Source organism: Acinetobacter sp. SwsAc2 (genome assembly GCF_013391465.1).
In the GTDB taxonomy this organism is placed as follows: Bacteria; Pseudomonadota; Gammaproteobacteria; order Pseudomonadales; family Moraxellaceae; genus Acinetobacter; species Acinetobacter johnsonii.
The window spans coordinates 1-1,797 of record NZ_JACBEZ010000076.1 but is presented as its reverse complement, the minus strand read 5'-3'; the positions used below and the strand labels follow the sequence as shown (position 1 = coordinate 1,797).

At 30.2% G+C, this 1,797-nt stretch carries 3 protein-coding genes; 2 read left to right on the top strand and 1 reads right to left on the bottom strand.

The window, feature by feature from the left end:
• Positions 1–156 precede the first annotated feature (156 nt).
• Both HYI04_RS16700 and HYI04_RS16695 read left to right on the top strand, forming a co-directional pair.
• Positions 157–483 (top strand): hypothetical protein, encoded by a 327-nt coding sequence (locus HYI04_RS16700; protein ID WP_178896422.1) that lies wholly within the window; start codon positions 157–159, stop codon positions 481–483.
• A 13-nt stretch (positions 484–496) separates the two neighbouring features.
• Positions 497–955, top strand: a complete 459-nt coding sequence (locus HYI04_RS16695) for a hypothetical protein (protein WP_178896421.1) — start codon at positions 497–499, stop codon at positions 953–955.
• 132 nt (positions 956–1,087) lie between these two features.
• Here the strand turns inward: HYI04_RS16695 and HYI04_RS16690 are convergent, their stop codons facing one another.
• The gene (locus HYI04_RS16690) at positions 1,088–1,555 is read right to left on the bottom strand and encodes a hypothetical protein (protein WP_163165176.1); all 468 of its coding nucleotides are present in this window, start codon (positions 1,553–1,555) and stop codon (positions 1,088–1,090) included.
• Positions 1,556–1,797: the final 242 nt, after the last annotated feature.

Here is a 1,797-nt window from a genome sequence, read left to right as displayed (position 1 = left end):
CGTGGAACGTGAAAAGTAATAAAAAAAGCCCAGTCATTGACGACTGGGCTAGAAAATTGAAACTACAGCGTTGAATTATAAGGATAATTATAACGCATTTCGTATAAGGTGTATTATGTTAATTTTAAGAAAACTAAAGAATTTTAAAGGATACTTATGGAATTTTTGATCTTTATTTTATTGATTGCTGTTTTAATTATTTTTCTTAAAATCAAGAAAAAGAAACCTAAGGTAAAAGACATTTCTAAAGTAATTCAATACACATCTAAGTTCACAAATCCTCAAAATCCAACAATTTCTTTTGATGACGTATTCTATTCAGATTTGGAAGAATATATTAATAGAAACACACGAGTACATATCCTAGAAAGAAAGCAAGACTCTGTAGTATTTACAGTTCAAATAGAAAATGTGAATTATAAGGTATTCGCAACAAAATTCATTTATAATCAACTTGTTATTGGTGTATCAATTATAAATTAAAGGTTGAATAATAATGATTTGGATAGTTGTAGTAGGCATCATTTTGTTTTTAATCATTTCTGCTTACTTTAAAAAACACAAAGAAGCCGATGAAAAAACTTTAAGACCTATGCCTGAATGGGCAATTATAGCTAATAGCTCTACACAAAATAATAGAGAGAGAATGTGCTATAGCCTAGTAATTCAAGCCGGTACTATTCTTGAAGGTCTAAATGTTATTCCTCTACGTAAGCTCAGAGATTTAATGCTTAAGCCTGGATTAAATAAGTCGAACTTTGTGCTATTAATTATGAGTACGGCTCCAAATATTATTCCAGAAAATCAACAGTATACTTTAAAACAATGCTTTCATGAAAGACAAGCTAGAGTATATTTAGCGACTTGCATAGAAATGATTTTGCTCTATGGCAAACCTGATGATTTAGAAAATATATCGACTCAAGCCTGTGGTAGTCCTTTGAGTTGGAATTAAATATACAATTCAGCTTTTAATTTTAAAAAAATGAAATAGTAACTTGTTTCAAGTTTTACTGTTTTTAATACTTATGAGTGGTTGATTTTTGAAGACCTGTAAAGTACATAAAAAATCAACCATAGGTTATGTCTATGGTTCTAGTTCATAGTCTTCATAACCCTGACAAAGATTATCTAGTGTGAAAGTTTCAAATCCTATTGTATTGCTCCCAAAAGCAGAGCTTTGTAATACCTGATCCTCTTCTGCTATAAAGAGTAAATAGTAATTTTTCGAATCTACCAAATAGCTTTTTATTTCTTCAGCATTTTTAAGTTCTGGACTTTTCAACTCCTTAGATTCAAGTATCTTATTTGCTGAATGAATGTAGCTTCGCATAGCCTTTCTTCTTTCACAGCTAAGCTCTTTCCAAATCTCCATATTTTCAGGTTTTACAGTAAGTGCTAGTATTTTTGAATCAAGACTTTGAATTTTTTCTTCTTTATAATTAATTTGGTCTCTATATGCTTCCACTATATCAAGAACATTCGCTTCAACTTTTACGTTTGGAATAATTCCTATACTTATAAGAGCTATCGTAAGTGCACATATATTTTTCATGTCAAATTTTTCTTAAAAAAACTATTTGTCATAGTAATAAAAGTAAAATTGTTAGTCATTAGTTGGGTAAAACATTTTCAAGTGGGTAAGGAAGCCATAATCAAACCATCTATCAATTTAACATAATGGCTGTTATACGAAATTGACAATATGTACAGTATTCTGTACATTTAGGATTGTAAAGTTTCAATCACTACCGCCTAGGTAGTCTAGCTAGCAGCGTTTTGACGCAGCTTACCCTA

Bases quoted from the DNA above. Each gene is read 5' to 3' on its own strand.
- HYI04_RS16690 (WP_163165176.1), bottom strand. From the start codon at position 1,555: ATGAAAAATATATGTGCACTTACGATAGCTCTTATAAGTATAGGAATT.
- HYI04_RS16700 (WP_178896422.1), top strand. From the start codon at position 157: ATGGAATTTTTGATCTTTATTTTATTGATTGCTGTTTTAATTATTTTT.
- HYI04_RS16695 (WP_178896421.1), top strand. From the start codon at position 497: ATGATTTGGATAGTTGTAGTAGGCATCATTTTGTTTTTAATCATTTCT.